General features: G+C 67.5%; 29 protein-coding genes. 6 read left to right on the top strand and 23 right to left on the bottom strand.

What is annotated here, in order from left to right; genetic code table 11:
- The first annotated feature begins 73 nt into the window (after window positions 1-73).
- Window positions 74-1519, top strand: coding sequence for an oligosaccharide flippase family protein (locus FHY04_RS02380; protein WP_311723350.1), 1446 nt, complete (start codon window positions 74-76; stop codon window positions 1517-1519).
- A gap of 18 nt (window positions 1520-1537) precedes the next feature.
- Here the strand turns inward: FHY04_RS02380 and FHY04_RS02375 are convergent, their stop codons facing one another.
- The 4 genes from FHY04_RS02375 to FHY04_RS02360 are packed head-to-tail and all read right to left on the bottom strand — an operon-like array spanning window position 1538 to window position 3807.
- Window positions 1538-1969 (bottom strand): DUF1178 family protein, encoded by a 432-nt coding sequence (locus FHY04_RS02375; protein WP_183935252.1) that lies wholly within the window; start codon window positions 1967-1969, stop codon window positions 1538-1540.
- Window positions 1966-2793 carry a carbon-nitrogen hydrolase family protein gene (locus tag FHY04_RS02370; RefSeq protein WP_183935251.1) on the bottom strand — a complete coding sequence of 276 codons (828 nt, stop codon included), beginning with the start codon at window positions 2791-2793 and terminating at the stop codon, window positions 1966-1968. Before FHY04_RS02370 ends, FHY04_RS02375 begins: the two co-directional genes overlap by 4 nt.
- Window positions 2793-3047 carry a glutaredoxin 3 gene (grxC, locus tag FHY04_RS02365; protein ID WP_031396302.1) on the bottom strand — a complete coding sequence of 85 codons (255 nt, stop codon included), beginning with the start codon at window positions 3045-3047 and terminating at the stop codon, window positions 2793-2795. The genes FHY04_RS02370 and grxC overlap by 1 nt, the downstream gene beginning before the upstream one ends.
- A gap of 31 nt (window positions 3048-3078) precedes the next feature.
- Window positions 3079-3807, bottom strand: coding sequence for a ComF family protein (locus FHY04_RS02360; protein WP_260171270.1), 729 nt, complete (start codon window positions 3805-3807; stop codon window positions 3079-3081).
- Between the two features lie 41 nt (window positions 3808-3848).
- Here FHY04_RS02360 and FHY04_RS02355 point away from each other — a divergent pair, with 41 nt between their 5' ends.
- On the top strand, window positions 3849-4721 hold the full coding sequence (locus FHY04_RS02355; protein ID WP_236559125.1) for a class I SAM-dependent methyltransferase: 873 nt from the start codon (window positions 3849-3851) through the stop codon (window positions 4719-4721).
- Between the two features lie 2 nt (window positions 4722-4723).
- Here FHY04_RS02355 and FHY04_RS02350 read toward each other — a convergent pair whose 3' ends face one another.
- The 7 genes from FHY04_RS02350 to FHY04_RS02320 all read right to left on the bottom strand — a co-directional run bounded on the left by FHY04_RS02350 (window position 4724) and on the right by FHY04_RS02320 (window position 11699).
- On the bottom strand, window positions 4724-5062 hold the full coding sequence (locus FHY04_RS02350; protein ID WP_183935248.1) for a hypothetical protein: 339 nt from the start codon (window positions 5060-5062) through the stop codon (window positions 4724-4726).
- Window positions 5063-5884 (bottom strand): transporter, encoded by an 822-nt coding sequence (locus FHY04_RS02345; RefSeq protein WP_183935247.1) that lies wholly within the window; start codon window positions 5882-5884, stop codon window positions 5063-5065.
- Window positions 5881-6651, bottom strand: a complete 771-nt coding sequence (gene xth / locus FHY04_RS02340) for an exodeoxyribonuclease III (protein ID WP_166747595.1) — start codon at window positions 6649-6651, stop codon at window positions 5881-5883. Before xth ends, FHY04_RS02345 begins: the two co-directional genes overlap by 4 nt.
- A 6-nt stretch (window positions 6652-6657) precedes the next feature.
- A complete protein-coding gene (gene erpA, locus FHY04_RS02335) occupies window positions 6658-6996 on the bottom strand; it encodes an iron-sulfur cluster insertion protein ErpA (RefSeq protein ID WP_031394554.1) in 339 nt (112 codons plus the stop codon).
- 88 nt (window positions 6997-7084) lie between these two features.
- Entirely contained in the window at window positions 7085-8308 is a 1224-nt protein-coding gene (locus FHY04_RS02330; RefSeq protein WP_183935246.1) for a M23 family metallopeptidase, read from the bottom strand.
- A gap of 249 nt (window positions 8309-8557) precedes the next feature.
- Window positions 8558-9022, bottom strand: a complete 465-nt coding sequence (locus FHY04_RS02325) for a peroxiredoxin (RefSeq protein ID WP_183935245.1) — start codon at window positions 9020-9022, stop codon at window positions 8558-8560.
- Window positions 9015-11699 (bottom strand): bifunctional [glutamine synthetase] adenylyltransferase/[glutamine synthetase]-adenylyl-L-tyrosine phosphorylase, encoded by a 2685-nt coding sequence (locus FHY04_RS02320; RefSeq protein ID WP_183935244.1) that lies wholly within the window; start codon window positions 11697-11699, stop codon window positions 9015-9017. The genes FHY04_RS02325 and FHY04_RS02320 overlap by 8 nt, the downstream gene beginning before the upstream one ends.
- 73 nt (window positions 11700-11772) lie before the next feature.
- On the opposite strand from FHY04_RS02320, the gene FHY04_RS02315 reads away from it, so the two are divergent.
- Entirely contained in the window at window positions 11773-11955 is a 183-nt protein-coding gene (locus FHY04_RS02315) for a hypothetical protein (RefSeq protein WP_183935243.1), read from the top strand.
- A gap of 25 nt (window positions 11956-11980) precedes the next feature.
- On the opposite strand, the gene FHY04_RS02310 is transcribed toward FHY04_RS02315, so the two are convergent.
- Both FHY04_RS02310 and FHY04_RS02305 read right to left on the bottom strand, forming a co-directional pair.
- Window positions 11981-12634 (bottom strand): sigma-70 family RNA polymerase sigma factor, encoded by a 654-nt coding sequence (locus tag FHY04_RS02310; RefSeq protein WP_031439350.1) that lies wholly within the window; start codon window positions 12632-12634, stop codon window positions 11981-11983.
- 344 nt (window positions 12635-12978) lie between these two features.
- Window positions 12979-13782, bottom strand: a complete 804-nt coding sequence (locus FHY04_RS02305) for a response regulator (RefSeq protein WP_031394883.1) — start codon at window positions 13780-13782, stop codon at window positions 12979-12981.
- Between the two features lie 268 nt (window positions 13783-14050).
- Here FHY04_RS02305 and FHY04_RS22395 point away from each other — a divergent pair, with 268 nt between their 5' ends.
- The 3 genes from FHY04_RS22395 to FHY04_RS02290 all read left to right on the top strand — a co-directional run bounded on the left by FHY04_RS22395 (window position 14051) and on the right by FHY04_RS02290 (window position 16324).
- Window positions 14051-14236, top strand: a complete 186-nt coding sequence (locus tag FHY04_RS22395) for a NepR family anti-sigma factor (RefSeq protein WP_146163677.1) — start codon at window positions 14051-14053, stop codon at window positions 14234-14236.
- Window positions 14237-14376: 140 nt separating this feature from the next.
- Window positions 14377-15918: a histidine kinase dimerization/phosphoacceptor domain -containing protein gene (locus FHY04_RS02295; protein ID WP_311723588.1), complete on the top strand. Its 1542-nt coding sequence runs from the start codon at window positions 14377-14379 to the stop codon at window positions 15916-15918.
- Between the two features lie 271 nt (window positions 15919-16189).
- On the top strand, window positions 16190-16324 hold the full coding sequence (locus FHY04_RS02290; protein WP_031394885.1) for an entericidin A/B family lipoprotein: 135 nt from the start codon (window positions 16190-16192) through the stop codon (window positions 16322-16324).
- 77 nt (window positions 16325-16401) lie between these two features.
- On the opposite strand, the gene tatC is transcribed toward FHY04_RS02290, so the two are convergent.
- The 10 genes from tatC to FHY04_RS02240 form a co-directional block, all read right to left on the bottom strand.
- Window positions 16402-17193 carry a twin-arginine translocase subunit TatC gene (gene tatC / locus FHY04_RS02285; protein WP_031394886.1) on the bottom strand — a complete coding sequence of 264 codons (792 nt, stop codon included), beginning with the start codon at window positions 17191-17193 and terminating at the stop codon, window positions 16402-16404.
- A gap of 31 nt (window positions 17194-17224) precedes the next feature.
- On the bottom strand, window positions 17225-17725 hold the full coding sequence (gene tatB / locus FHY04_RS02280; RefSeq protein ID WP_183935241.1) for a Sec-independent protein translocase protein TatB: 501 nt from the start codon (window positions 17723-17725) through the stop codon (window positions 17225-17227).
- Window positions 17726-17774: 49 nt separating this feature from the next.
- Window positions 17775-18014 carry a twin-arginine translocase TatA/TatE family subunit gene (locus FHY04_RS02275; protein ID WP_031394888.1) on the bottom strand — a complete coding sequence of 80 codons (240 nt, stop codon included), beginning with the start codon at window positions 18012-18014 and terminating at the stop codon, window positions 17775-17777.
- A 28-nt stretch (window positions 18015-18042) separates the two neighbouring features.
- A complete protein-coding gene (gene scpB / locus FHY04_RS02270) occupies window positions 18043-18654 on the bottom strand; it encodes an SMC-Scp complex subunit ScpB (RefSeq protein WP_183935240.1) in 612 nt (203 codons plus the stop codon).
- Complete coding sequence (locus tag FHY04_RS02265; protein ID WP_260171269.1) at window positions 18651-19409, bottom strand: ScpA family protein; 759 nt, start codon at window positions 19407-19409, stop codon at window positions 18651-18653. Before FHY04_RS02265 ends, scpB begins: the two co-directional genes overlap by 4 nt.
- Window positions 19410-19442: 33 nt before the next feature.
- Complete coding sequence (locus FHY04_RS02260) at window positions 19443-20465, bottom strand: glycoside hydrolase family 3 protein (protein WP_183935239.1); 1023 nt, start codon at window positions 20463-20465, stop codon at window positions 19443-19445.
- A 59-nt stretch (window positions 20466-20524) separates the two neighbouring features.
- Window positions 20525-21250, bottom strand: coding sequence for an SPOR domain-containing protein (locus FHY04_RS02255; RefSeq protein WP_107045989.1), 726 nt, complete (start codon window positions 21248-21250; stop codon window positions 20525-20527).
- Window positions 21250-22974, bottom strand: coding sequence for an arginine--tRNA ligase (argS, locus tag FHY04_RS02250; protein WP_056680197.1), 1725 nt, complete (start codon window positions 22972-22974; stop codon window positions 21250-21252). The genes FHY04_RS02255 and argS overlap by 1 nt, the downstream gene beginning before the upstream one ends.
- 78 nt (window positions 22975-23052) lie before the next feature.
- Complete coding sequence (locus FHY04_RS02245) at window positions 23053-24207, bottom strand: DUF1501 domain-containing protein (protein WP_183935238.1); 1155 nt, start codon at window positions 24205-24207, stop codon at window positions 23053-23055.
- Between the two features lie 3 nt (window positions 24208-24210).
- Window positions 24211-25641, bottom strand: coding sequence for a DUF1800 family protein (locus FHY04_RS02240; protein ID WP_183935237.1), 1431 nt, complete (start codon window positions 25639-25641; stop codon window positions 24211-24213).
- Window positions 25642-25847: the final 206 nt, after the last annotated feature.

Below are 25847 nucleotides of genomic sequence, written 5' to 3'. Positions count from 1 at the left end.
CGCCGCGCATCGCGTGCGCGCACGCCCCCCGCAGTATACTTCGCAACGACAGTGATAGAGTGAGCCCGAGACGATGCGTATGCGCAAGTCAATTGGATGGATGGCCGGTTCGCAGGCAATATATTTCATACTCCAGCTGGTCAGCTCGGTCGTATTGGCACGCATCCTCACCCCGTACGAGGTCGGCATCTTCGCCGTCGCCTTTGCGGCCAGTGGACTGATCTCCATCATTCAGTCGCTCGGATTGAACAATTATCTCATCCGCGAGAAGAATCTCACGGCAGAATTGTCGTCGACCGTCTTCAGCATCAATCTCGGCGTCGCAATCGTCCTGGCCTTCATCATTGCCGGGTTCGGCCTGGTCAGCGGTGCGGTCTTCAACGAGCCTGCCGTCCGGCCCGTGTTGTTCTGTCTGGCGATAATCCCGATCATCACGGCCGCCGGCTTCATGCCCCTGACGTTGCTCGAGCGTGACGGCGATTTCAAAGCCGTGTCGATCATCAAGATGCTGGCGACGGCGTCGGGCACGATCGCCACCGTGGCCTTCGCGGTCGCGGGCCAGAGCTATATGAGCTTTGCCTATGGCCAGATCATCGCCGCCTTGATCAGCACCGCGATGGCGATCGGCCTCGCGCCGCATCATGCCAGGGTCAGGGTCGGGTTCGACAACTGGCGCGACGTGCATCGGTTCAGCATCAACGTGCTCGCCACGCTGGGCATTTCCCGCGTCTTTTCGCGGTTGCAGGATATGGCGCTCGGCCGCTTGCTGGGGTTGGCCGCGCTTGGCTTATATTCCAGGTCCGGCAACATTTTCAGCATGTTGTGGGACAGCGTGTTCCTGGTGATCTGCCGCATCATGTTCGTCGATTTTGCCGCGGGGATCCGCGCCGGCTTGCCGATCGGGCCGCGCTATCAGAACGCGCTGGCCCTGTTCACCGCGCTGATGTGGCCGACTTTCCTGGGGCTTGGCGTGCTGTCGGGGCCGTTCGTGCTGCTCATCTATGGCGCGAAATGGGTTTCGATCGCGATGTGCCTGTCGATCCTGTGCGTCGTCGGCGTGTTCAACACCGCCATCGCGATGGCGTGGGATCTGTTCATCATCGCCGACGAAACCGGCCGTCAGGCACGCTTCGAGTTCGTGCGCAGCATCGTCGGCTTCGTCGTATTTTCGGCAGCCTGCTTCATCAGCATCGAGGCTGCAGCGCTGGCGAAGGTCATCGATGCGATTTTTGCCTGCGTGCTCTACATGCCGCATATCCGCCGGATCACGGACAGCCAGTACCGGGACATGTTCGCCATCTATCTGCGCAGCGGGATCGCAACCAGCGCCGCGATCGCGCCGGCGATCATCGTCATGGCCTGGCATGGCTGGGCCGCGACGACGCCGCTGGTCCCGATCGTCCTGGCCGTCGGCATCGGCATCGCCCTGTGGGGCATCGCGCTGCGGCTGCTGAAGCATCCGTTGTTCTTCGAGATCAAGTCGGCGCTGAAACCAGTGCTCGCGCGCGTTACGGGGTAAGGCCGGGCGACCCCATCTTCAGTTGATCGTATCGGGTGGCGTGACCGGGAGCGGCAGCGGCAGCACGGCGACACCGTCCTCGACCAGCACCCTGGCCTCGGCGAGGCTGGCCTGGCCGTGGATCGGTTCGGCAACCTCGTCGCCCAGGTGCATCGCGCGCGCGCGATCCGCAAAGGCGCCGCCGACCCACCGCGATGACGCGAGCAGTTCGGCCTGTTTCGATGCCAGCATCGTCATCATCGCCTTCATCCGCGCGGGCGTCGGGGCGTCGGGCACGCGGTTGCCCTTGCCCGAGACGGCCGGCGCCATCACCGCCTTCGCCACCTCTGCATCGCCGCAGAGCGGGCATTCGACCTGTCGCGCTGCGCGCTGTGCCTCATAGGCCGCGCTCGAGCCGAACCACGCCTCGAACACATGCCCGGTGCCGCATTTCAGGTCGAAGACGATCACCGGATCACGGTCACGGGAGGGATCGGCCGCCGATGATCGAGCGCCGGGATCCGCGCGCGGACGTCCGCCACGCTGTCGGGATTGATCTCGGCATAACCAAGACCCGCCGCCTCACCCATGTCGAGCACGACCGTGCCCCAGGGATCGATCACCAGCGAATGGCCATAGGTCGCGCGACCATCGGCGTGGACGCCGGTCTGCGCCGCAGCGACGACGTACGCCGCCGATTCGATCGCCCGGGCGCGGAGCAGGACATGCCAATGCGCGGCCCCCGTCGGCCTGGTGAACGCCGCCGGAACCGAAAGGACCGTCGCACCGGCATCGCTCAATGCGCGGTACAGATCGGAAAATCTCAGGTCATAACAGATCGATGCGCCCAGCATTCCGATCGGCGTCTGCGTGACGATCGCCGCGTCACCCGCCGCATAGGCGGCAGATTCACGCCAGCTTTCTCCCGTCGGCAGGTCGACATCGAAGAGATGGAGCTTGTCGTAGCGCGCGCGGATACTGCCCGCCGGATCGATCACGAACCCGCGATTGGCAAACCGCCCGTCTGCCCGGCGGACGGCGAGCGAGCCGAGATGCACCCAGATCCCCGCCTCGGCCGCAGCGGCGCAGACTCGCGCGAGCACAGGATCGTCGGCCTCGGCCACGATCAATGCGGTGGCCCGCGCGCGATCGCGGTCGATCAGACCCGACATTTCCGGGGTGAACAGCATCACCGCGCCCTGCCCTGCCGCCGACCGGATCGCAGCGACCAGCGTTGCAGCATTGACCGCGGGATCGATCCCGCTGGTCATCTGCAGAAGCGCGATGCGGGGCATCAGGCCAGGAGCGGGTCGAGCCCACCCCGGGCATCGAGCGCTGCAAGGTCGTCCGACCCGCCGATATGCTTCCCGTCGATGAACACCTGCGGCATGGTCATGCGACCACCCGAGCGCTCGACCATCTCCTTCTTCTTCGGCCCGCCCATTGTCACGTCGAACGTTTCCGGTTCGACGCCCTTGGCGGCAAGGAGCTTCATCGCCCGCGTGCAATAGGGGCAGAATTGCTTGATGTAGATTTCAACTTTAGCCATTGTTTTCAGGTGTGGTCTGACCGCGCGCTTGTCAATAATCGGTGTCGTCCAGAACACGTGCCCAGCACAGGATCGTCACCGATTCCGCCCCCGCCGCGAGCAGCGTGGCCGTGCACGCCGCGCTCGTCGCGCCGCTCGCATAGATGTCGTCGATCAGCACGACCGCCCTGCCGCGCAGCCGGGCGCGCCCGCCCGCCGCGACGGCGAAGGCGCCCGCCACGGCCTTGCCGCGCTGACGCCTGCCGAGCCCGCGCAGCACGGTCGTCTGCCGAGTCCGGACGAGGACATTCAGGTCGGCGGGCACGGTCGACAGGCTCGCGAGTGTCGTGGCGATGAGCGCCGCCTGGTTGAACCCGCGCGACCAGAGCCGCCAGCGGTGCAGCGGCACCGGCACGATCAGCGCTGCCTGCTCGGGCATGAGCCGGTGCATGGCGCGTGCCATCGTGGCGGCGAACGCGGTTCGGCCGCCATATTTCAGCCGCAGCGCCAGGCCGCGCGCAACCGGTCCATAGGCGACCGCGGCGCGGACGCCTGCGTGACGCGGCGGCTGGGTGAGGCACACGGCGCACAATGCGCCGTCGCCGCGATCATGCGCAAAGGGCCGGTTGCACGCGGCACACCAGGGCGGACCGAGAAAGTGCAGGCCGTTCCAGCAGCTTGCGCAGAACCGGTGGTCCGCCGCCACCGGACTGCCGCAGCCGGGGCAGCGCGGCGGCAGCGCCAGCCGGATCACCGCGCCAATCGGATCGAGCAACCGCATCCGCCCTTGTCGTCAAAGCATGCAGACGGCACAAGCGCGGCGTGCAGATCCCAGACCCCAGCCAAGGCAGCGCCCCGGAAATCTTCGACCGGGTCGCCCGCCGCCAGCGCCGCGACCGCGCGCGTGCCGCCTATGCCGACGCGGATTTCGTGCGCGCGACGATGCTCGACGGGATCGCCGAGCGGCTCGATGCGGTGACGCGGGACTTTGCCGACATTCTCGATCTCGGATGTTTCGACGGCGCGTTCGTCGCGCCCCCGGGAGCACGGGTCGTACGCTGCGATGCGGGCCATGGCTTTGCCGCGCACGCGGGCGGCGTTCAGGCCGACGAGGACCGGCTGCCCTTTGCCGACGCATCGTTCGACCTCGTCGTCAGCGCGGGCGTGCTCGACCAGGTCAACGATCTGCCCGGCGCGCTGTCGCTGATCCGCCGCGTGCTGCGCCCGGATGGACTGTTCCTCGGCGCGTTCGTCGGGGCGGGGAGCCTGCCGTCGCTCCGCCAGGCGTTGCGGGTGGCGGAGGCGGAGCGACCCGCCGCGCGGCTGCATCCGCAGATCGACGTCCGTTCGGCGGGCGATCTGCTGATGCGCGCGGGCTTCGCGCTGCCGGTGGCGGACATCGAGACTCTGAACGTCGGCTACCGCGATGTCGGGCGACTGCTCGGCGATCTTCGCGGGATGGCGGCGACGAACGTACTCGCGGGGCGCAGCGCGCTCGGTCGTCAGGCGCTGGCGGGGCTCGCACAGGCCTTTGCCGATCTCGCCGACGCGGACGGGCGGACCGCTGAGCGGTTCGAGATCATCTTCCTCACCGGCTGGTCGCCCGCCCCGTCACAGCCCAAGCCGGCGCGACGCGGCAGCGGTACCGCCTCGCTCAGCGATGCGCTGCGGACCCGGCCACGCGACCCGGCCTGAGCCTAACGGGCGGGGTCGGCCGCTCGGCGACCCAGACCGAACGGGATGCGCAGCGTGACCACCGCCCCGGATCCGGTTGCCCCCGGCAGCGTGCTCTGGACCGCATGGACCTTGCCCGTCCCGCCGCCCGGCAGCCGGAACGTCATCGGCGCGTCGGGCGCGTTGACCGGCGGCGTGGGGAGCCGTGCAAGACGCTGGTCGGTCGGCCGGCCACAGACGACGATCTCGCCACCGGGCGGCGTCACGGGACAGGGGGTCGCCGCCCGAGCGACCGGGGGGCGAAGTTCGAGCGGCAGCGGGGGGCCGGCGACGGCCTGCAGTCCGATCAGCACCGCGATCATCTAGAACCTCCGCGCCACCCCCGCATATAGCCGCGCGTCGGGGGTATCATGGGTCAAGCCCGCCGCCCCGAAAATGTCAAACTGAAGATCGTCGCGGACCATCCAGGCGAGCGACAGCGCAGCCAGTGCCTGGGTGCTGCGGCCGGCCGGGTCATCGTCGCGCAGCGCCTGCAGCTCGGCGTTCAGCGTCACCGCCTTGTCGAGCGTGAAGGCGAGGCCGACCGCGCTGCTATAGGCCAGGTGCCGGCCACGCCCGTCATCGTCGACCGCGGCATCGACTTCGGGTGTCAGGTCGAGCGACACCGTGTCGGACATTTCGAATGTCACCGGCAGCAGCAACCCGCTGCCCCAGTCGCCATCACCGACCGGCGAACGGCCGACGGGAAGCGTCACGAACGGCAGGACGGCGATCGACAGGCCCTTGCCGTCGGAATGGCTCAGGCTGGCCTTCATGCTCAGTGACACGTCGCCGATACGGTCCGCGACGTCGATCCCCGTTGCGTCGCGCGTCCGGTCATGGCCGAACGGCGTCCATCCCACCCGTGCCTCGACCGTGTCGCTGACCCCGACCCGGACCAGCGTATCGGCGATCAGGACACTGTCCTCGCGCGAGCCCGCCCCGTCGTCGCGCGTCCAGTCGGCAAGCGCAGTTTCGACCGAGACGCGGCCTTTTTCCATGGTGCAGGCGGGCGTGTCGATCCCTGGACGTTCAGGGCAATAGTCCCGCTCCTGCGCGCGAACCTGGGTCGAACAGGCCAATAGCAGCGTCGCCAGCACACCCGCGGCAAGCCGTGTCGCAGGCCGCCCCGCCGATGCGTTCATCGCAGGCGGACCCAGGTCGGGGCATGATCGCTCGCCTTCTCGCGGCCGCGATAGGCCTTGTCGACACCGGCATCGATCATCCGGTCGGCCGCCTGCGGGCTGAGCAGCAGGTGATCGATGCGGAAGCCCGCGTCGCGCTGCCACGCACCCGCCTGATAATCCCAGAAGGTCCACACGCCTCCCTTGGGGAACTGCGTCCGAAGGGCATCGGTCCAGCCCTGCCCTAGCAACGCGCGATAGGCGCTGCGGCTTTCGGGCTGCATCAACGCATCGTCCTGCATCCGCGACACCGAAAACGTGTCGTCGTCATTCGCGATCACGTTGTAATCGCCCGCGAGGATGGCGGGTACCTCCTCGGCCAGCAGCACGCGTGCTCGCGCCGCAAGCCGCGTCATCCAGCGCAGCTTATAGTCGAACTTCGGGCCGGGCTGCGGATTGCCATTGGGCAGATACAGCGCGGCGATCGTCAGTCCGTCGACCTCTGCCTCGATATAGCGGCTGTGCTCGTCCTCGGGCTCGCCTTCGAGGCCGCGCTGCCGGAGTCTGGGGGTCTGGCCCTTGGCGAGGATCGCCACGCCGTTCCAGGCCTTTTGCCCATGCCAGACAACACCGTACCCCGCCGCCTCGATCTCCGCGGCCGGGAACGTTTCGTCGCTGGTCTTGAGTTCCTGCAAACAGACGATCTCGGGCTGCTCTTCGGCAAGATATTCGAGCAGCCGCGGGAGACGGGCCTTGATCCCGTTGATATTGTACGTGACGATCTTCACCGGGCGTCAGACCGAAAAGCTCGAGCCGCAACCGCAGCCCGAGGCTGCATTGGGATTCTCCACGCGGAACGCCGCGCCGGCGAGCGACTCGACATAGTCGACCGCGCAACCGCGGACGAGATCGATGCTGACGCTGTCGACGACCAGCCGGACGCCGTCGCGTTCGGCGACCACGTCATCCGCCTCGGCCGCATCGGCGAAACCGAACTTGTACTGGAACCCCGAACAGCCACCGCCATCGACCGAAAGGCGCAGGATCGCGGGCTTGCCCTGTCGGGCAGCAATTGCGGCGACGCGCGCCGCGGCGGAGGGGGTCAGGATGATGTCGGGAGCCAGGGTTGCCATTGTCCCGAGATAGGCGGTCCCGCTATCCGCGGCAACCTCGCCCTGCCGCGGAGGACCGCGGACCGGGCTTGATAGAAAACCGTGCGATTCAGTCCTGCGCCGCCGGACCGTCGGTCGACACCGGGATCGCACCGACCGAGCGATCCTGCGCGGCGAGGAGGTAGTCGGCGGTCGTGAGGAACGGGATCGGGTTCACGGCATGACCGTCGATCCGAACTTCATAATGAAGATGCGGGCCGGTCGAGCGACCGGTCGAGCCCATCAGCGCGATCAGCTGGCCGCGCGTCACGCGGGCATTGTCGCCGACGAGGATCTTCGAGAGATGGCCGTACCGGGTCGCGATGCCCTTGCCGTGATTGAGCTCGACGAGATTGCCATAGCCGCCCTGACGACCGGCATGCGAGACGATGCCGTCAGCCGTGGCGTAGATCGGCGTTCCGACCGGACCCGGAATGTCGACGCCGGCATGCATCGCAGCGGTTCCGCGGAACGGATCCGAACGTATGCCGAAATTGCTGGTGAACGACAGCAGATGAACCGGCTGGACCGAAGGGATCGCGATCACCCCCTGCTGCAGCGTATCGAGCTTCTTCCAGGTCTGGAACAGCGTGCGGAACTGGGCGTCGGCGCGGACATCGGCCAGCGCCTCGGGGCTGTCGGCAGCGACCAGCGGTCCGCCCATGGCGGCCTGCTTGCTGGCTTGAGTGCGCTTGGCGGCAGCAGCAACGCGTTCGGGACGCAGGCCGAGCTTGCGTACGGTGTCGGTGGTGTCGGCATAGCGCTGATCGAGAACCGTCTGCGCCGCGTCGGCGAGAACGCGCTGGCGGCCCTCGACCTTGACCAGCGGCTTGACGACATCGGCGGCCAGCGCGTCGGGCGCAGGGTCGATCGCCAGCGTCGCCAGCGCCATCGCCTTCGTGTCGCCCTTGCCGGTCAGGGCGGCGGTGATCAGCTGCTGGCGCTGTTCGACGCGGGCGGCATGCGCTGCGGCGGTCTCGCGAATGGTCGCGACGCGCGCTTGCATCTGACCGATGCGGCGCTCCATCTGCGCGACCTGGAGTTCGGAATTGGGTGCGGCAACGACGCCGGTCGCGGCTGCGGCGCCATAGGCTGCCTGCGCGGCACCATAGCCGGAAAAGCCGAGCGTTACGGCGCTGAGTGCCGCCATCGCGGCCTGCTTGCGGCTGCCCAGGCGAACCCGGCGGACCGAGTGGCCGTCGTGAACCGTCAGGTCCCGCGCGGCGAAGAGCGTCTTGATACGAAAGGCTGCGCGGTTGGCTAAGGCTGCAGCGGAAACGGTGATATCGACCATTGGTCCCCGACAAAAAACAGGAGCCGGATCGCAAACGGGCCCGGCGCCAAGACTCTGTCCTGAACCGCAGCCCCTCCGCGTCCCAGACAAGTCAGGATGTGTGCCGATTTGACCCACTTCGGCAAGAGCTGCGCCGCTAACTTGGGGTGGACCGGGACGCGCGTGCGTTGAGCCGTTGAAACCAAATGGTACCGGTAAAAAGGAATCGCCTCGCCAGGGGACGCCGCGCCCTGCCCCGTGGAACGGTCTTTATTGCGGGGTCAGCGCCTTGGCGGCGGCAAGAACGGCTTCGGCATGGCCGGGGACACGGACCTTGCGCCACGATGTCGCCAGTCGGCCGTCCGCGTCGAACAGGAAGGTCGCGCGCTCGATTCCCATATATTTGCGGCCGTACATCGCCTTCTCGACCCAGACTCCGAAGCCCTCGCAGACCGTGCCATCGACGTCGGTCGCCAGCGAGACGGTCAATCCGTGCTTGGCGCTAAACTTGGCATGCGCGGCAGGTCCATCCTTCGACACGCCGAGCACACCGACCCCGATCTCCGCGAAGGCCGACTCGAGCGTGGAAAAATCCTGCGCCTCGCGCGTGCAGCCGGCGGTATCGTCCTTGGGATAGAAATAGACGACCAGCGGCCGCGCCAGCGTCGTCAGCGCAACGGCCGTGCCATCGGGCATCGTCACCGCGACGTCCGGGATCATCGCACCGTCATCCATCCTGCTCTCCTGTCAGTTCGTGCCAGAACGCGGTCACCTGTTGCCGGACCTCGGCAAGGCCCGCAAGAACCGCAGGCCAGTCGTGCAGCCCGAGCGCGCGCGCGATCAACGCCTGGGTCGGCGGGCCGGGCGGCGCCGCGTCGGGCGCGACGAGCCGCAGCGTCACGAGCAGCCGCGTCAGGATATCATGCGCGGCGAGCATCGTCGCGGGCATCCGCCCTTCGGCGACGAGCTGCGCGATCGCACGCCCCAGATTGGCATCGAAGCCGCTGCGCTCAACGAGTTGTACGACATGCGTCGCGAATTCGAGATCGACCAGACCACCCGGCAGAAGCTTCGCGTCGAGCGGCCCCTTGGCGGGCTTGTGCGCGGCCATGTCGGCGCGCATCCGCGTCGCATCGCCGACCACGTCGCGCTCGGCCCGCGCGCCGGTCAGGACATCGGCGATCACCGCGGACAGCGCCGCTCTGGCGGGTGCGGATCCGAAGACCGGCCGCGCCCTGGTCAGCGCCATATGCTCCCACGTCCAGGCTTCCTCATGCTGATAGCGTGCGAAGCTGTCGAGCGTCACGACCAACGGCCCCTGCGCGCCCGATGGCCGCAACCGCGTATCGATCTGATAGAGCGGCCCGGCCGCGGTCGCGACCGACAAGGCCGCGGTCACGCGTTGCGCCAGCCGGTTGTAGTAGAGCGTCGCGCCAAGCGGCTTGGCGCCATCCGATTCGGCGGTGAAATCGCCGGTGAAAAGGTAGACGAGGTCAAGATCGGACGCATGCGTCAGCATCGCGCCGCCCATCCGGCCGAGCGCGAGGATCACGAGCTCGCTGCCCGGTACCTGGCCATGGACCTCGGCAAAGCCGCGGATCGTCGCCTCCGCCAGTACCGCGATCGCCGCCTCCGCGACGCGCGCATAGCCCGCCGCGACGTCGAGCGGATCCGACGTCCCGGCGACAATCTGCGCACCCAGCGCAAAGCGCAGTTCGCCGACCACGCGCCGGACGTGATCGAGCCGCCCCTGATAATCGAGCCCCGCCTCGCCCGCGCGCATCCGGTCGATCAGCGCGTCGAGCGCCGCGACCGGGGCGAGCGCGGTCGCATCGATCAGCCCGTCGAGAAGCGCGGGGCGCCGCGCCAGATCCTCCGCCAGCGTCGGCGCGTGGCTCAGGATCGCCGCGAGCAGCGTGGCGAGTGCCGGCCGCGCTTCGAGCAGTCGGAATACGTTGATCGCGCTCGGCAGGCGCTCGAGCATCGAATCGAGTCTCAGCATCGCGGCCTGCGGCTCGGGCGCGGCGGCGAGCGCCGGGACGAGCGTCGGCAGGACCGCCTCGAGCGCCGCCTGCGCGGCACTGCTGCGCAGCGCGGGATAGGCCCCTGCCCGCCACGCGGCGATCCGCTGGCGCGCGGGTTCGGGTTCGGCAAACCCCGCCTCTGCCAGCTCGGCGTCGAGCCGCGTCGGATCATGCGAAAGCCCGGACGGCGCGCCATCGTCGAGCGCGTCGTAGATCCGCCCGGTCGCCGCCACATGCGGGGCGAGCAGCGCCAGCAACGCCGCGCTGCCGTCTAGCCCGTGTAGCCACGCCACCCGCTCGAGCGCATCGCCGGTCGGCAAGGCATGCGTCTGCCGGTCGTCGATCATCTGCACCCGGTGCTCGATCGTCCGCAGCAGCGTATAGCTGTCGATCAGCGCGCGCGCCTGGTCCGCGTCGATCCACCCCGCCTCCGCCAGCCGCGCAAGCGCGACGCGGGTGGCCGGCGCGCGGAGCGCGGGATCGCGACCGCCATGGATCAACTGATGGATCTGCGCGAAGAATTCGGCTTCGCGGATCCCGCCGCGGCCGCGCTTCAGATCATAGCCCGGCCCGAAGGCCTGACCTTGCGCATGATGATCGCGGATCCGTCGCGAGATGCCGCGAATCTCGCCGATCGCACCGAAATCGAGCGCGCGCCGCCAGACGAACGGGCGGACCGTGTCGAGGAACTGCCTGCCGAGCGCGATGTCGCCCGCCGCGGCGCGCGCCCTGATAAATGCGGCGCGCTCCCAGGGGAGCGCTTGCGCCTCGTAATAGCTGATCGCCGCATCGATCGGCAGCGCGATCGGCGTGATCTCGGGAGACGGCCGCAGGCGGAGGTCGACGCGCAGGACATAGCCGTCGCCGTCGCGTGCCTGAAGCAGTTCGACGACGCGCTTGCCGATCCGCACGGCGGCGGCTTCGGGTTCCTCGCGCGGGCGCAACGGCAGCGTTGCCGGATCGTAGATCAGGATCGGATCGATATCCGACGAGTAATTGAGTTCGCCGCTCCCCTGCTTACCGAGCGCGATCGCGGCGAACCCACACGCTTCGGCGCCGGGTGTGCGTTCTTCGATCGCGGTGCGGATCGCCGTGTCGAGCGCGTGGTCGGCAAACCGGGTGAGCTGCTGCGTCACGGCGCTGAGATCGAACACCCCCGCGAGGTCACCTATCGCGACCCTCAGCGCGAGCGCACGCCGTTCGAGGCGGAGGCGTCGTGCGACCGGCATGTCGAGATCGAGCGAAGCCGGGTCCGGATCCAGTCGCCCCTCCGCCAGCGCAGCGGCAAGGACAGGCTCGCGGTCGAGGAGCATGGCGAGGAAGGGGGACCAGCGTCGCGCGCGCTGCGTTGCGGCGATGATGTCCGACGCCCGATGCGCGTTATCCATGCCCCACCCCACAATTCTTTTATAAAGTCAAGCCAGGGTAGCAACAAAAGCTCTTGAGGCTCGTTGACCCTGCATGACCCATCTGCACCCGACCATCCGCCGTGACCAGACCGATCATCTGGTCGTTCGCGCGCCTCGCAAGACGGATGCGATCGGACAGTCGCTGCGCGGTGCGTTCGATCGTGATTCCGGAATGCCTGACGTGTTCATGTCGCTGCTGCGAGAACTCGACACCATGTCGCCGCGACCGCACTGATCAAAACGCCAGCCGCGGCGTGATTTCAACGCCCGCGGCTCAGTTCCTCGACATCGCCCATAATCGAATCGAGTGCCGTCTTCGTCGTATCGGTCTCATGATCGCGACGCGACGGCAGCGATCCATCCGTCAGAATGGTTTCAAGCGCGACACGGCCACGTGCGACGCGGCTCTTGATCGTCCCGACCGCCACGTTGCAGATTTCCGCTGCCTCTTCATAGGCAAACCCGCCCGCGCCGACGAGGATCAACGCCTCGCGCTGCGGCTGGGGCAAATGCATCAATGCGCGCTGCATATCTCCCAGCTCGACATGCCGGTCCTGGCTCGCGGGTGCTGCAAGGATACGATCAGCCACCAGATCGTCCCACTCGCCCTTGAAGCGGGCGCGGCGCATCTGTGACAGATAGAGGTTGCGCAGGATGATGAACGTCCAGGCGCGCATGTTCGTACCGGCCTGGAAGCGCAGCCGCGCGGCCCACGCCTTCAGCAGCGTCTCCTGCACCAGGTCGTCCGCAAGGTCGCGGCTGCCCGACAACGAACGCCCGAACGCACGGAGGTGCGGAATCACCTGGGCAAGCTGGACCTTGAACTCGGCATCGGAAAGCGAGACGTGCTCAACGGGCGCGACCTGAGGCTCGGCGCCGTCGACTTCGTCGTCACGCTGGGCGGGCTGTACCATGAAATTCCGATCGTTCCCGAATGACGACCGCCGCCCAGAGGACGGCGATCTTAAGCATACGGACCGGCATCAACCGGTCCGCCACGCCACGCATATGCTATCGAATGACAAGAAATGCAAAAATGGCGATAACCAGGACCAGTGATATCACAAGGATATAGCGGGTCATATGCGGTGTTGCGCCGGCGCGGGCGTCTTCGCCGGCGACGTGGATCTGCTCTTTTGGGTCAACCATGAGACTGAAACCCCCGAACGCCGTTTTGGGTCCGTAACTATCAAAAACTTGATGCCGGCGTTGCTGACGATATCGTCGACGGCAACCCCGGCCCAAGTCTAGCGGCGCATCAGGCGCCGGGAACGGTCGTCTGATCGAAGAACAGTGCCTGGCTGATTGCCGCCTTCACTGTCGAGCGCTGGAACGGCTTGGTGATCAGGAAGGTGGGCTCGGGACGTTCACCGGTCAGGAGACGTTCGGGGAACGCGGTGATGAAGATCACGGGAACCTCGAATTCGGCCAGGATGTCCTTGACCGCGTCGATACCCGAACTGTCGTCTGCCAGCTGAATATCGGCGAGCACGAGACCCGGACGCTCTTCCATCGCAAGGGCCACGGCCTCGTCGCGGGTCACCGCGACACCGGTCACGTCATGACCCAGGTCGCGCACGATCGTCTCGATATCCATCGCGATGATCGGCTCGTCCTCGATGATCAGGACGCGCGCGCGGGTCTGACCTTCGATTTCCGCCAGTGCTGCGGCGACGAGCTCTTCGACCTCGTTCGCATCGACGTCGATCAGATACGCCGCGTCCTCGGGCGTGAAACCCTCCATTGCGGTCAGCAGCAGCGCCTGACGCGAGAGCGGAGTCATCCGCGACATACGTGCGCGGGCAACTGCGGCATGGCCGTCGGTGTCGCCGACGCCCTCGTCGCCCATCTCGTCATAATTCGCCGACGACCAGATTGCCTGGAACATCCGATAGAGACCGAGACGCGGATCGACATCCTTCGGGAATTCATCTGGCGCCGCGACGATCGCCTCGAGCGTCGCGCGAACATATTTGTCGCCATGACTCTGGCTGCCGGTCAGGGCCCGGCCGTAGCGCCGCAGAAAGGGAAGATGCGGTGCGAGTTGCTGTCCAAGCGACATGGGTATTGGTAACTCCCTGATCGTTACGCCGGCCCGGTGAGGACGACGATACTAGAATATGACGCGACCGACCGATTGCCAGACCCTCGGAACCTTTTGGCCCGACGCCCACGACAATATCGATTTTTCGCTCGAACAGGGAACTAACGAGAGGCTATTTGGTTTCACGGACAATCACCGCGAGTGTATGACGCAGGTCTAGCTGTGTCATGTGCCGCCCGCGGCCTATGGTAAACATCATCTTACGTGCGTCGTGCAGGGGGAAATTTTGAGTTTGGGCCACGACACGCAGAACGAAACTCCCGCCGGCACTCCCGCCGGCAAGGGCACCGGCAAGCCGCGCGACACGGCCCGCGATCGGCAGATGGGAACGGCATTGCGGTCGGTCTATCAGCAGACCGTCGAGGAAGCCGTTCCTGACGAGTTTCTGGCGCTGCTCGGCAAGTTGGACTGAGGGCGGGCCGCATGGCCTCGCCAACCGGTTCCGTGAGCAAATCCGGCACCCCGTCACCTGCCGTCCCGGGCTCCACAGAGACTCCGACCGACACCAGCTCCGTTGACGCCGATGCGACAGCGGCTCGTCCACCGTCGCAGATCGCCACCGCGATCGGGCGTCTCCCCACCGGGGCCAAGCTTTTCCTGATCCTCAGCGCAGCGCTTCTGCCGCTCGCGCTGATCGCGATCTTCGCCACGTTGCAGACGACGCGTGTCGCCGATGCGGAAGCCCGTGCACGGTTGCGGGTCGCTGCGGCAGAAAGCGCACGATCGATCGCCATCGAACTGATCGGTGACATGACCGCGTTGCGCGTCGCGGTGAACGCGCTGGGCTTCGACCCGGCCGATGCGCCGAGCTGCGCCCGCGCACAGGGCGTGTTCGCGCAGCAGGCCTCCTCGGGTACGCGCTTCGTCATCACCGACCGCGCCGGCCGCGTGTTGTGCGGGCGCGCGCTGCCCGAAGCCGTCGCGCTGGATTCGACCAGCAATCCCGTTGCCGCCGCGATCGTCCCGAACCGCGGCCTGGTCCTCGCGATCACCGGCCCCGGCGGCGAGACGTCGGCACGCGCCTATTTCCCACAACCCTTCCTCGAACGGATCGGCCGGCCGTCCAACCAGACCCTGGAATTCAACAGTGCGCTGATGCTCGGACAGGACGCGCTGCTCCTCGAATCGATCGACGACGAGGCACCGCTCGACCGGCTGGAGACGATGCGTACGGACCTTGGCGTCGCGGGCCTTGCGCTGCGCACCAGCATCCGCAGCGCACCGATTACCTCGTCGCTGATAATCGCGCTGCTGTTGCCGCTGCTGATGTGGGCGGCGGCAGCGGGGATCGGCTGGTTCGTCGTCGACCGCCTGCTGATCCGTCCCTTGCGGCAATTGCGCGCCGCGGTCGCTGCGTTCACGCCGGGCGAGGTCATTGATACCGGCACCGTCCGCACCATACCCGCGCAGGAGATCCGCGAGCTCGGCGATACGTTCCAGGTCATCAGCCGGACCGTGGCGGCGCACGAAGCGGGCCTGGCGGCCGGGCTCGTGCGACAGACCAAGCTGACGCGCGAAGTGCATCACCGGGTGAAGAACAACCTGCAGGTGATCTCCAGCCTGATCAACTTCCACGCCCGCAGTGCACGCAGCGCCGACGCGACCGAGGCCTATTCGTCGATCCAGCGCCGGGTCGACGCGCTGGCGGTCGTGCACCGCAATCACTTCGCCGAGCTCGAGGAAAATCGCGGGCTCAACATGCGCACGATGCTCGGCGAGCTGTCCGCCAACATCCGCGCCACCGCCCCCGATCGCTTGCATGGTCTCGGCATCACGCTCGACGTCGCTCCGTTCCTCGTCAATCAGGACGTCGCCGTCGCGGTCGCGTTCCTTGCGACCGAAACGATCGAGCTGGCGATGACCTGCGATCCTTCGGCACAGATCCGCGTATCGATCCAGCCCGGCGCCACGCCCGACCGCGCAGTGCTCCGCGTCGTCTCGCGGGCGCTCATCGAGAGCGACGCGCTCCGCGAGGCAGCAACGCGCTATGGCCGTGTAATGGAAGGCCTTTCACGCCAGTTGCGCTCAGCGCTCCATCATGACCCGCTGGTCGGCGCGTATGAGATCGCCTTTGCCGTCATCGGGCGCGATTGAGCACGACGAAACACCTCGTCGAAAAAAACTTGAAAACGGCAGGAACCACCTTTCCCGAACGCCGTTCTATAGTTCGGATAGCGACTTTATGCCCCCCCGCTCTCGCTATCCAAGTGACAGGCCCGGAAGCATCACCCTCCCCCCCCCGGTGACGCTTCCGGGCCTTTATCATTCCAAATCAGATGCATGCCTGGTTGCACCAACGGAACGAAACCCGCGCCCGTACATTTCTCCCCTCGGTGGCATTCAAGCCCTTCTAGGAGGAAGTATTATGCGTAAGTTGGTTGGATTGGCCGTTGTGGCCAGCGCGCTCATCGTGTCGGCATGCAACACCGTCGAAGGCGCTGGCAAGGACGTGAGCTCGGCCGGCCGCACCGTGGCGAAGACCGCGAGCGACGCCAAGTAAGCCTTTGCGCTTGAGATACGAAAACGGGGCCCGGTGCAGCTGCACCGGGCCCCGTTTTTACATCTGGCGCCGATCGCTCAGTGCGTTTCGGCGATATCGGTAGAGTCCGACGTCTCATCCTGCGCCTTGGCCTTCGCCCGGCTGCGCTCGGTGAACCAGATGCCGATCAGCGCGAATTCGTAAAGGATCGTCAGCGGGATCGCGAGCAGCAGCTGCGACCCGATATCCGGGGGCGTCAGGACCGCAGCAATCGCGAACGCAGCGACGATGGCATAGCGGCGCGCGCCGACCAGCTGCTTGCGGGTAACGATCCCGGCGCGCTCGAGCAGCATCAGCAGCACGGGCAGCAGGAAGGCGATGCCGAAACCGAACAGGAACTGCATCGTGAACGACAGGTAGTTGCCGATCGCCGGCAGCGCCTCGCGCTTCACGCCGCCGACCACGCCGTCGAACCCCAGCAGGAAGTGGAGCGCCATCGGGATCGCGACATAATAGGCCATGGCCGCGCCCGTGAGGAACAGCACGGGGGTTGCGAGGATGAACGGCAGGAGCGCGTTCTTCTCCTTCTTGTACAGGCCGGGGGCGACGAACTGCCACAGCTGGTTCGCTATAACCGGGAAGGACAGCATCATCGCCGCGAAGAACGCGACCTTCACCTGAACGAAGAACGCCTCGAACACCTCGGTGTAGATCACCGTATCCTGCCCCGCCGCAAGGAGCGGGTGGACGAGGAAGCCGAAGATATCCTCGGCGAAATACATCGCCACGGCGAACGTCACGACCAGCGCGGCGATGCAATAGAGCAGCCGCCGCCGCAACTCGATCAGATGGTCGAGCAAGGGGGCCCGGCTTTCGTCGATCTCACTCATGACGCTATGCTCTCGGCAGTCTGGAAGTCGGTCACGACGACGCTACGTCGGACTTGCCCGTCCGCGCGTCGGACGGCGTGGCAGCCGGTACGGCGTGTTCGTGCCGATCCTGCCCGGGTGTCACGTCGACGCTGTCCCGGTGATCCGGGGCCGGCGCTTCGATATCGAGGCCAACCGACGCCGGCCTATCAGACGCCGGGAGCACGACGGGCTTCTCGACCATCACGGGTTCGGACGACGGCAGATCGTGATGGATGTCGGGTTCGGGCGAATGGACGATCTGCGCGGTGTCGGTCGGCGGGTGCTCACGCATGATCCGCTCGTTCTCCGACGCCCAGCGCTTTTCCATTTCCTCGAGCTCCGCCTCGCGGACCATCGAGTCGAAGCCCGACCGGAATTGCCGCGCGACGCCGCGCGCCTTGCCGACCCAATAGCCGACGACGCGCATCGCCTTGGGCAGGTCCTTCGGACCGATCACGACAAGCGCGACGAACGCCACGAGCAGGAATTCGGACGGAGCGATATCGAACATTCAGGCGCGCCTATCTGGACCCGTCGAGTCTGGGAACGTCAAGCGCGGCTCAGCGGTCTTCGCGGACGCGATTGCCATCGCGATCGAACGCCGGATCGGCGGTCTTCTGAGCTTCGATACGCGCGGATGGCTTGGCCGGCGTCTCGTCGTCAGGCTCGGCCATGCCCTTCTTGAAGTTCTTAACGCCCTTGGCAACGTCGCCCATCAGGCTGGAAAACCGACCGCCGCCCAGAAGGAGGATCGCGACGACCGCAAGAACGAGCAGATGGATCGGGCTGAATCCGCCCATGACAATTCTCCTGAAAACCTGCCTCTATCTAGGCGTCATCGTCACGCTTTGCCACAGTGCTTTCATGGCTGCCGCGATCTGTACGGTCCTCGACGTCGACATCGACCGGATCGAGCAGCCCCGCAGCACGCAGATCGTCGATCCCCGGCAGGTCGCGACGGGTCTTGAGCCCGAAATGCACCAGGAACGCGGCGGTCGTGGCATAGAGCAGCGGCCGCCCCGGAACCTCGCGCCGCCCCGCGGGCCGGACCCAGTCCGCCTCCATCAGCACGTCGAGCACCCCTTTGGAGATCTGGACGCCGCGGATCGCCTCGATCTCGGCGCGGGTGACGGGCTCGTGATAGGCGATGATCGCCAGCGTCTCGATCCCCGCCCTGCTCAGTCGCCGCGGCTCTTCGGATTCGCGACGCAGCACATGGGCAAGATCGGGCGCGGTCTGGAACTGCCAGCGATCGCCGCGCCGGACGATCCCGAAGCCGCGGCCGGCATAGTCCTCGACCAGCACCTCGATCGCGGCGCGGACGTCGCGCGCCGTCGCGATCGCCCCGACATGCGCGCGGATCGCATCGAGCGTCAGTGGCGCGTCGGCGGCGAACAGCACCGCCTCGACCGCGCGGACGAACGCATCGGGCCGCGTCATGCCGGCGTGGCGCGCAGATAGAGCGGGGCAAAGGGCGCCGCCTGCCGCAGCTCGACACGCCCCTGCCGCGCCAGTTCGAGCGCCGCGACGAAGCTCGATGCGAGAGCCGAGCGACGAAACCGCTCCGCGCCGGGCACGATCGCGGATGCAGGCAGGAACGCCTCGATCCTGCTCCAGTCGAGCCGCTCGCCGACCATCATCGACACGCGCTCGAGCGCCGCCTCCAGCGTCATGACCGCGCGGTCCACCACCACGTGCATCACCGGCCGGGTGCGCCCCGATACACGCCCATAGGCCGCGATCAGGTCGAAGATCTCCGCCGTCCAGACCGCCTTGCGGACCGTCCGCAGCCCCTCGGGCGCGCCGCGAACGAACACGTCGCGCCCCGTCCGGTCGCACGCCATCAACCGCGCCCCCGCCTCGCGCATCGCGTCGAGCCGCTCGAGACGGTGCTGGAGACGGCGCGCGAGGTCATCCGGATCGGGCTCGACCGACGGATCGCGGGGCAACAGCAATGCCGATTTCAGATAGGCCAGCCACGCTGCCATCACGAGATAATCCGCGGCGAGTTCGAGTTTGAGCGTGTGCGCATCATCGACATAGGCGAGATATTGCTCGACCAGCGACAGGATCGAGATCGTCCGCAGATCGACCCGCTGCGCCCGCGCGAGCGACAGCAGCAGGTCGAGCGGTCCCTCCCATCCATCCAGATCCAGCGTCAGCTGTGCATCGTCCATCCGCGCTGCGTACAGCATCCACGCATCCGTCGCAGCCCGCTCGTGAGCCGATTAGACTTCGGCAGGGTCCTGCATGGCCCGGTCGAGCAGCGCATCCCGGGTCGCAACCAGGTCGTCGAACCGTCCCTGTGCCGGCCCCACTGACGCCATCGCACGATCGAGACGAGCCCGCGCCACCGCGGAGATCGGACCCAGCCGGCCGGCAATCTCGACCATCTCGTCCATGCGCGCCCAGCAGTCGAGGACCAGATCACATCCTGCCGCAATCGCGCCGGCCGCCTTGTCGCCCGCAGTACCCGACAGCGCCTTCATATCGATGTCGTCGGTCATCAGCAGGCCGTCGAACCCGATGCGGTCGCGGATGATCCGGTCGATGACGATTGGCGACAGCGTCGCCGGGCGATCCGCGTCCCACGCGTCAAAGACGATATGCGACGTCATGCCCATCGGCGCCTGGTTGAGCGTGCGGAAGGGCTCAAGATCGACCTCGAGCTCGGCATCGGTGGCGGTGACGGTGGGCAGGTGATAGTGCGTGTCGACGCGCGCGCGGCCATGGCCGGGCATGTGCTTGACGACCCCGACGACACCACCCGCGGCCAGCCCCTCCAGCGTGGCACGCCCGAGCGCTGCGACGCGCATCGGATCGGACCCGAACGCGCGCGAGGCGACCGCCTCGGTCGTGTCGAGTTGCGCGACGTCGAGCAGCGGCAGGCAGTCGACCGTGATCCCGACCTCGCTCAGCATCACCCCGAGCGCCTGGGCGTTCGCGCGCGCTGCCTGGATCGCCGTCATCGGCGCGCGGTCATAGGCCGCGTCGAATACCGGTCCGGCGGGAAAACTTGGCCATTCAGGCGGCCCCATCCGGGCGACCCGCCCGCCCTCCTGATCGATCAGGATTGCCAGATCGTCGCGCCCCGCCAGCGCGCGCAGCGAATCCGTCAGCGCGCGCAGCTGGGCACGATCGACGACGTTGCGTTTGAACAGGATATATCCGGCCGGTACGCACTCGGCAAAGAATGCGCGTTCCTGCGGGGTGAGCACGGGGCCGGACAGGCCGAAGATGACGGGCTTCATGCGCCTCGCCTAGCGAACCGCCCCTGCGTCGTCACGTTCAACCTGTCGCAGCGCGACGATCAGCTGGCGACGAAGCAGGTTTCGCCAGCGACGCGCAACCGCCCGCAGATATCGGCGGCCTGGTTCGCGCTGCCCGCATCGACGCGCAACCGGTACAGCGTGTTGCCACCGCGTGCGACCGGCTCGACGAACTTGTTCAGCGGCGCGAGATAGCTGAAGCGCTTGGCGAAGTTGGTCCATGCCGAATTGGCCACCGCAGCACTTGGAAAGGCACCGAGCTGGACGAGCGATCCGCTCGCGACGGGGCCCGCCGCTGCCGGCCGCGCCTGCAGCGGCGGGGCCGCGACCAGCCGGCCGCCCGATGCGGGCACCTGCGCCACCGCGTTGCGGCCGGCAGGATCGTCCGCCCCCGTCGACGTCGCTACTGCACGGCGTCCGGCGACCGGCGCCTCGGGCACGCCCGTCAGGTCGATCGCACCATTGCCGGCACCCTTGCCCGCGCTGGTCGCGATCGCGCTGTCGCCTTCGCCATTGACCTTGAGGCCGCCGACCGCATCCGGCTTCACCTTGTACGGCGTCGCCGGCGCGGCGATCAGCTGGCCGTCGCCCGACGGCACGCGGTTCTGCAGCGTGTAAACCCCGAAGATGATCGCCGCGAGCAGACCCAGCCCCAGCACGACCAGCGCGACGACACGCGCGATCGGCGGGCCGTCACGATCGTCCGACTCGATCGTCTCCAGCCAGGGCAGTCGATCTTCCTCGCGCAGGTTCATCTCGTCGGCCATCAGTTCAACTCCGAAACCGCCTCGACGCCCATGATGGCAAGGCCGTTGCGGATGATCTGCCCGATTGCGTCCGCCAAGAAAAGCCGCGCCGCAGTCGCGCCGGGATCCTCGACCACCAGGAAGCGCCGCTCGGGCCGATCGTTGCCGACATTCCACAGCGCATGGAACGCTGCGGCCAAGTCGTAGAGATAGAACGCGATCCGGTGCGGCTCTCGCGCCGTAGCGGCGGTTTCGACGATCCGCGGGAACTGGCTGGCGAGCTTCATCAGCGCGAGCTCGTCCGTATCAAGCCGGGACAGGTCCGCCTCGATCGCGGCGATTCCCGCCTCGTCCGCGCGCCGGTGCAGCGAGGCGATCCGTGCATGCGCATATTGGACGTAGAAGACCGGATTGTCCTTTGACGCCTCGACCACCTTGGCGAAGTCGAAATCCATCTGCGCGTCCGACCGCCGGGTCAGCATCGTGAAGCGCACGACATCCTTGCCGACCTCGTTCACGACATCGGCCAGCGTGACGAAATTGCCCGACCGCTTCGACATCTTCACCGGCTCGCCATTGCGCAGCAGCCGGACCATCTGGACCAGCTTCACGTCGAACCGAGTCTTGCCGCCGGTCAGCGCGGCCACGCCCGCGACGATCCGCTTGACCGTGCCGCCATGATCCGCGCCCCAGATGTCGATCAACTGGTCGGCGGTCTGGCTCTTCTGGAAATGATAGGCGAGATCGGCACCGAAATAGGTCCATGACCCGTTCGACTTCTTGATCGGCCGATCCTGATCGTCGCCGAACTGCGTCGAGCGGAACAGCGGCAGCTCGACCGGTTCCCAGTCGTCCGCCATCTCGCCCTTCGGCGCCTCGAGCACGCCGTCATAGACCAGATCGCGCGACCGCAACTCGGCCTCCGCGGCCTCGGGCTTACCGAGCGCCTGCAGTTCCGCCTCCGACGAGAATACCTCATGCTCGATCCCGAGCAGCGCGAGATCGGCGCGGATCATCACCATCATCGCCGCGACCGCACGCGTCCGGAACGTCGCCAGCCAGTCGCTTTCGGGCGCGCCGACGAACCGGTCGCCATATTCGCTCGCCAGCGCCTGCCCGATCGGCACGAGGTAGTCGCCGGGATACAGGCCCTCGGGGATCGTCACCGTCTCGCCCAGCGCCTCGCGGTACCGCAGGTGTACCGACCGCGCGAGCACGTCGACCTGGCCGCCGGCGTCGTTGACATAATATTCGCGGATCACCCGGTGGCCGGCGAATTCTAGCAGGCTGGCCAGCGCGTCGCCGACCACTGCGCCCCGGCAATGCCCCATGTGCATCGGTCCGGTCGGGTTCGCCGACACATATTCGATGTTAACGGTGATCCCGTCGCCCAGCGTCGAGCGCCCGTAATCGGCGCCTGCAACCGGCACCGCGGCCAGCTCGCCGCGCCAGGCATCGTCGGTCAGCTTCATGTTGATGAAGCCCGGTCCCGCCACGCTCGCGCTGTCGACGGACTCGATCTTGCCGAGTTCGACGACCAGCGCATCCGCCAGCACGCGCGGGTTGGTCTTGGCGGGCTTGGCCAGCACCATCGCCGCGTTGGTCGCGAGATCACCGTGGCTTGCATCGCGCGGCGGCTCGACCGTCACGTTCTTGCGGTCGAGCCCGGCCGGCAACAACCCCGCCTCGGTCAGCGTATCGAGCGCCGCATCGATATGCGCGGCGAAGCGGGTATAGAGCGTCATGACAATTCCGGTATCGTAAGGAAGCGGGGGCTCTAGCCCAAAGCAGGGCCGGGCTCAATTCATCCCGCACCGGCCCGGTCAGACGCGGACCAGCCCCTCGATCGCCAGGGTCCGGGCGCTGGCCGGGAACAGCGTCGCCATCGCGCGGCCGAGCTCGACGCCGAAATGCGCCGCGACCGCACCGCCGATGAACGCGTCGAGCGCCATCGTCGGCTTGAGGTCGCGCCCGTCGTAGAGCGCCCCTGCCCCCAGCCCCGGCCAGTCGGCGATCACGCGCCCGCCCGCGACCCCGCCGCCCAGCACCATCGCCGACGCGCCCGTCCCGTGATCGGTGCCGCCGGTCCCGTTGACCGCGACGGTCCGCCCGAACTCGGTCGCGACAAGGACCATCGTCTCCGCCCAGAGCGGCCCGAGCCCCGTCTGCAACGCGCCGATCATCGCATCGAGGCCCTTCAGTTGAGCCGCGAGACGTCCGCGCTGGCCGGCATGCGTGTCCCAACCGCCGGTCTCGATCATCGCGATCCGGGCGCCGTTCTCGGGCACGATCAGGCGGGCGGCGAGCGTGCCCGTCGCCGCCGCGTTCTGGCCGTTCGCCGCGGCGAGGTCGCTGGTCAGGGTTCGCGTCGCCATCGCTTCGCTCCACAGGCCTTGGAGCTGCGCGTCGCCCTGATACAGCATCGCGACACGCTGGAGCAGGTCGTCGGACGCATCGGGCAGGTTCGACGGCGCATAGGAGGCGACCTCCCGCCGGCCGCGCAGCGCCATCGGCACGGTCGCGGCGACCGCGATGCCGCGCGCGGAGTCCGCGGGCAGCAGGTCGAGCAGGCGATTGAGCCACCCGTCCTTGACCTGATAGGCCGTGGCGCCGCCCGTCTCGAGGACGTTCTGGCCATCGAAATGCGATCGGTCGCGATAGGGGGACGCGATCGCATGCGCGAACACCGCCTCCTTGCGCGCATAGAGGCCCGCGGTCGTCGCAAGCGCGGGATGCAATGCGAACAACCCGTCGAGCCTGGCGCCCGACGCGAAGTCGGCGGCGAGATCGCCGCGAACGCCTGCAAAGGCCGGGTCGCCGACCGCACCGATCGTCCCCAGCCCGTCGGCCGCGCCACGCTGGATGATGAAAACGAACCGCTTGGCGGTGGCGGCGCGGGCAAAGGCCATGCGCGGCGCAAAGGCGCCGGCGAGGCCGCCGAGCATGGCGGAGGTGATGACGTGACGACGGTCGAGCATGGCTTATCTCCGCATCGATTCGGGTGCGACGAGCAGCAGGGCGAGCGCCTGCCCGGGGCTTTCGGCGCGCGCCAGCGCCGCGGTCGTGGCGGCGCTCACCGATCCGGGGAACAGCGTCGCCGCCAGTCTGCGGGCATCGATCGCCCCGCCCGCGCGCGACGCGAACCGCTCCGCCGCCTCGACCCGGCGCATCACCGCATCCGGCCCCGCCCAGCTCGCGGCGATATCGTCATAGCCGGCCGGCTGTCCGGGCTTCCACACCGGCTGGCCAAGCTGCGTCAGCAGGCCGGCGATCGCGCCCGGCTGAACACTGGTCATGCCCAGCGCGCGCATGGCCGCGATCGACCAATCCCAGGGCGTCTTGAATTTCACCGGCGTCTCGATCCAGGCCTCGGACGACGCGATCAGCACGCGGTACACGCTCGGCAGGTCGCCGCCCGTCTCGAGGAAGACGGCCCGCAAGCGCGCGACCATTGCGGGCGGCGGCACGTCACCGGCGAAATGCCGGGCGAGCTTGGTCGCGACATGCGTCGCGGTCGCCGGGTTCACCGCGAGGTCGCGAAGTACCGCTCGCGCCTGATCCTCGCCATCCTCCTCATAGCGTTTGCCGAGCACGATCCGCACGCCGGGTTCGTGGACCGCCGCCGCGAACCGGAACCGCCCCGCCGGGCCCTGATCCCGCCCGCCGCCACGTCCCAGGCCCGCCACCGTCCACCCCGTCATCGCTCGAGCGAGTTCGGTGACGTCGCCCTGGCCATAGCCGGTGCGCACCCCCAGTGTGTGCAGCTCGAGGATTTCGCGGGCGAGGTTTTCGTTCAGCCCGACCTTGCGCCCGCCCCGCGCCGCGACCCGCATGCCGAGTGCGCTGCTCGGGCCGACCGACACCGCCTGGTCGAGATAGAGCAGCATCGCCGGGTGCCGTTCGACCGCCGCCAGCATGTCGCCGAACCGGCCCAGCACGTGCGGCCGGATCGCCTCGAACTCAAGCGTCCCCGCCAGCCCGACCACCGTCACCCGGTCGGCCGACACCGCAAAGTGATTCGCCCAGAAATGCACGAGCCGCTCGACGAACGGAGTCTGCGTGGTGAGCGCAGCGATCGCGCGCGCGGCGACCGCAGCGCCGTAAGCGTCCCGCGCCTGCTTCCCCATCGCCTGTCGTGCGGCCCGCACCGCGTCGCTGCGCACCGGCGGTGTCGCCGGCGCGGTGCGCATGGCATCCGGCGGTGGTGCGGCCGCGCGAGCCGCACGTTGCGCTTGGTGATAGCTCGCGAGATCGGTTGCAACGCGCGCGCTGTCAGGGGCGGCGGCAATCGCCGGCGGGCGGATCACAAACGCCGGCATCTGCGCCGATAGCCAGTCCCTGCCGTTACCGACCACCTCGTCGGGTCGCGCACCAATTCCGAACCGGTTCAATGCGATGCTCGCCTGCGTCATCCGTCATCTCCTGCGGTCTGGCCCTAGCCCGGGAGTGTCGCAGGATTATGCCAATCGCGGCACCAAGGGTTGCCGTGCACGCCGTGCAAGTGCGACGGACTCCTTTGCAATTGCTGCTTATGCTGCACCGCAATATCTTCTGGGCATCAAAGCTGGGTGACCACCCGATTGCGCCCGGTACGATCTTTCCCTGCGGAGCACATATC

This window comes from Sphingomonas sp. BK481, from assembly GCF_014194875.1.
GTDB classification, from domain to species: domain Bacteria; phylum Pseudomonadota; class Alphaproteobacteria; order Sphingomonadales; family Sphingomonadaceae; genus Sphingomonas; species Sphingomonas aerolata.
This window is presented reverse-complemented; position numbering and strand designations above follow the sequence as displayed.